The sequence below is a fragment of the Hydrocoleum sp. CS-953 genome (assembly GCF_002260545.1).
Classification (GTDB): domain Bacteria; phylum Cyanobacteriota; class Cyanobacteriia; order Cyanobacteriales; family Microcoleaceae; genus Trichodesmium.
The window spans coordinates 1-3,129 of the sequence record NZ_LGSU01000441.1; the positions used below are offsets into that span (position 1 = coordinate 1).

At 33.2% G+C, this 3,129-nt stretch carries 3 protein-coding genes; 2 read left to right on the forward strand and 1 reads right to left on the reverse strand.

Annotated features, from left to right (window positions below):
• Window positions 1-153: 153 nt before the first annotated feature.
• The gene (locus AFK68_RS04395) at window positions 154-720 is read right to left on the reverse strand and encodes a Uma2 family endonuclease (RefSeq protein WP_094671751.1); all 567 of its coding nucleotides are present in this window, start codon (window positions 718-720) and stop codon (window positions 154-156) included.
• A 490-nt stretch (window positions 721-1,210) separates the two neighbouring features.
• Here AFK68_RS04395 and AFK68_RS04400 point away from each other — a divergent pair.
• Both AFK68_RS04400 and AFK68_RS44180 read left to right on the forward strand, forming a co-directional pair.
• Window positions 1,211-1,675 (forward strand): nuclease-related domain-containing protein (locus AFK68_RS04400; protein ID WP_143437510.1); only part of this gene is annotated, 465 nt, incomplete at its 3' end.
• A 289-nt stretch (window positions 1,676-1,964) separates the two neighbouring features.
• Window positions 1,965-3,129: 3'-5' exonuclease (locus AFK68_RS44180; RefSeq protein ID WP_371357228.1), on the forward strand; the 1,165-nt coding region annotated here is incomplete at its 3' end.

Here is a 3,129-nt window from a genome sequence, read left to right on the forward strand (position 1 = left end):
GGGTGCGCGGAGATTGCTTCCTTCCACTCCGTTCCAGTCGCAATGACCCAGGCTATACTAAAAACTAGCGATCGCTCCTTTTGTAAAACATAGATTCTATCTAGTAAAAAGGAGCGATATTGTCTGTTTTTACTGATAACTGATAACTGAAATCTATTCTTCCTCATCAAAGACTGGCGGCCAAAGTTCGGAAATGGATATTTCCCAACCCGGGAAAAGTTCGGGAATGCTCAATATGTCATCCCCTGTAAGTTCAATGGGTTCTCCTGTGGGGCGATAAATTATTACTGTTTCTTCATCGGGATCGATTAATATTGCAACTTCCACCCCCAATTCAATATATTTTAGGAGTTTCTTCTTCAGAGGGGGAACTCTATCGCTTTGAGACTTGATTTCCACTGCTAGATCGGGTACCATTTCTGCAAAATAGCGGATGCTTCGTGGCAAGCGATCGGCTTTGACAAAAGAAACATCTGGTGCTTTGAGATTGCTATCAGGTAAGATAAAACCACCAGCAGAGTCGAATACCCGTCCCAGACGACGGGGGTTTATCCAAGCATAAAGAGAAGCACTTAAACGTATGGTTATTTCGCTCGAAACAATATCTGACGGCCCCATAATTGATATTTTTCCACCTTCTAATTCTAATTGATAATCTAAACCTGCTTCATTGAATAGGGTTTGTATTATTTCTAAGTCTTTGATAGTGACATCCGACATACTTGATCAGCAATTATATGATGATAGGTTGATTTCTATTTTAGCAAAAGATTCTACATATTGAAGTTAGGCAGCAAGTGACTATCCTGAATTTGCCCGCTTCTTAGTTGAGGAAGGTATTGACTGTAAACTCTCAAAAAATTTTTTTGTATACATCAGTGAAAACTAGGTAAATTGATATCAATTTAATCAAAAAAATCAGTATTTTTATGTAAAACTCGTTTTTTTTATTGTCTATTTTGACTTTATATATTTAAGTATCAGGTTGAATAAAACCCCGCATATTATACCCCTTTATTGACTAAATCTAACTACTGTTATTACAGAAGAATTACTTAAATTTAAAAATTTAAGCGATTAAAAGTTTCTGCCTGACTAGGTTAGGAAAAAATCTAGATTCACCAATCAAAAATAATTGACATTGTAGTGTTATAGTGGATATCAATTAGTTCAAATAAGTTTCCAGTTAATTGGTCAATCCAAATTAATTATGGCACAAATTATTCCTGACAGCATTGCATCTGAAGCTAGTGCTGGTGAAAAACGTTTGTATAATATTTTATCTAGGCTACCTGATGATTTCTCGGTTTGGTATGAACCTAAGATTAATGGGCGTTATCCTGATTTTATCATTTTATCTCCTGACTTTGGCATCTTAATTATTGAAGTGAAAGGATGGTATTTTAATTCTATTTTGAAAGCTAACTCAGACTATTTTGAGATTAAATGGAGGCAAAATAATAGAGAAACAAATCAAAAACAAAAATCACCTCTAAGTCAAGGAAGAGATTATCTTTTTAAGATACTCGATCAACTAAAAGCACACCCGATTTTGACTCATAGATCGGGGAATTATCAAGGAAAATTATGCTTTCCTGTGGGTGTTGGGGCGGTGATGTCTAATATTACTTATAAACAAGCATCTGAATCTAAACTTGACCAACAGATATTACCANCAAAAACAAAAATCACCTCTAAGTCAAGGAAGAGATTATCTTTTTAAGATACTCGATCAACTAAAAGCACACCCGATTTTGACTCATAGATCGGGGAATTATCAAGGAAAATTATGCTTTCCTGTGGGTGTTGGGGCGGTGATGTCTAATATTACTTATAAACAAGCATCTGAATCTAAACTTGACCAACAGATATTACCAATAAAAAAAGTAATTTATAAAGATGAATTATTAAACTGGGAAGAAGGACAAGTACCAAATGAGAGAATTATTCAACGTTTTCAAGAAATGTTTGAAATCCAATTTAATTTTCCGAAATTAACACTCGATCAAATTACGACTATCAAAGGTTCGATATATCCGGAAATTGTGATTAGAGAGGAAAAAGCAACTCCTGATAGCGTGCCTGATAATATTCAATTTTTACCTAGTGATACTATCTTAAAAATACTCGATTTTAGACAAGAAGGATTAGCTAAAAGCATTGGAAATGGTCATAGACGTTTCTTTGGTGTTGCCGGATCGGGAAAAACATTACTATTAATTTCTAGGGCTAAGTATTTAATAAATAATAATCCTAAACTAAAAATTTTAGTTGTTTGTTTCAATGTCAGTCTTGCAGCTTATTTACGCTCCGTTTTACATCAAGATTCACAAAATCCCCAATATCAAAATATAGAGGTTACTAATTTTCATAATTGGGCTATTTCAATCACTGGTTATTCAGAAAATAAACCAGGTGAAAACTATGATGAAAAAATCGCCGAGGAAACTTTGAAACAATTATCGAACTATTCAATTGAGCAAAAATATGATGCTATTTTAATTGATGAAGCTCATACTTTTGTGCCTAGTTGGTTTAAGTGTTGTGTTAGTGCTTTAAAAGATAGTGAAAATGGCGATTTAATGATTGTTGCTGATGGTAATCAAAGTCTTTATCAACGTAGTAAATTTATATGGAAAAGTGTAGGAATTAAAGCAGTAGGTCGTCGGACAATTAGTAAAATTTTTGATTTAGATAAAAACTATCGGAATACACAACAAATCTTATCAGCAGCTTCAGAAGTTTTAAAACCAATAAATGATAGGGTTAATTCATCATTAGAACAGCAAGATATAAATTTTCCCCTAATACAACCTACCTCAGCAGTAAGGCAAGGAGAAATTCCTCAATTACATTTAGCTAGCAATTCAGAAAACCAAGACAAAAGTATAGTTAAAACTATTCAAATATTGCATAAATCAGGATTAAATTTTAATGAAATAGCGATTATTTACCGCCATAATACTAGGTTGAAATCAATCATTTCCATGATGAATCAATCTGATATACCCACTTATTGGGTTAGTAAAAATAAAAAAAGCAAAGAAAAGTATAATCTCAATTTAAAAGGGGTAAGAATAATCACTTGTGAATCATCTCTAGGATTAGAATTTAAAGCAGTTTTATTAA

Coding starts and splice junctions, on each gene's coding strand:
- AFK68_RS04395 (WP_094671751.1), bottom strand. CDS start 720: ATGTCGGATGTCACTATCAAAGACTTAGAAATAATACAAACCCTATTC.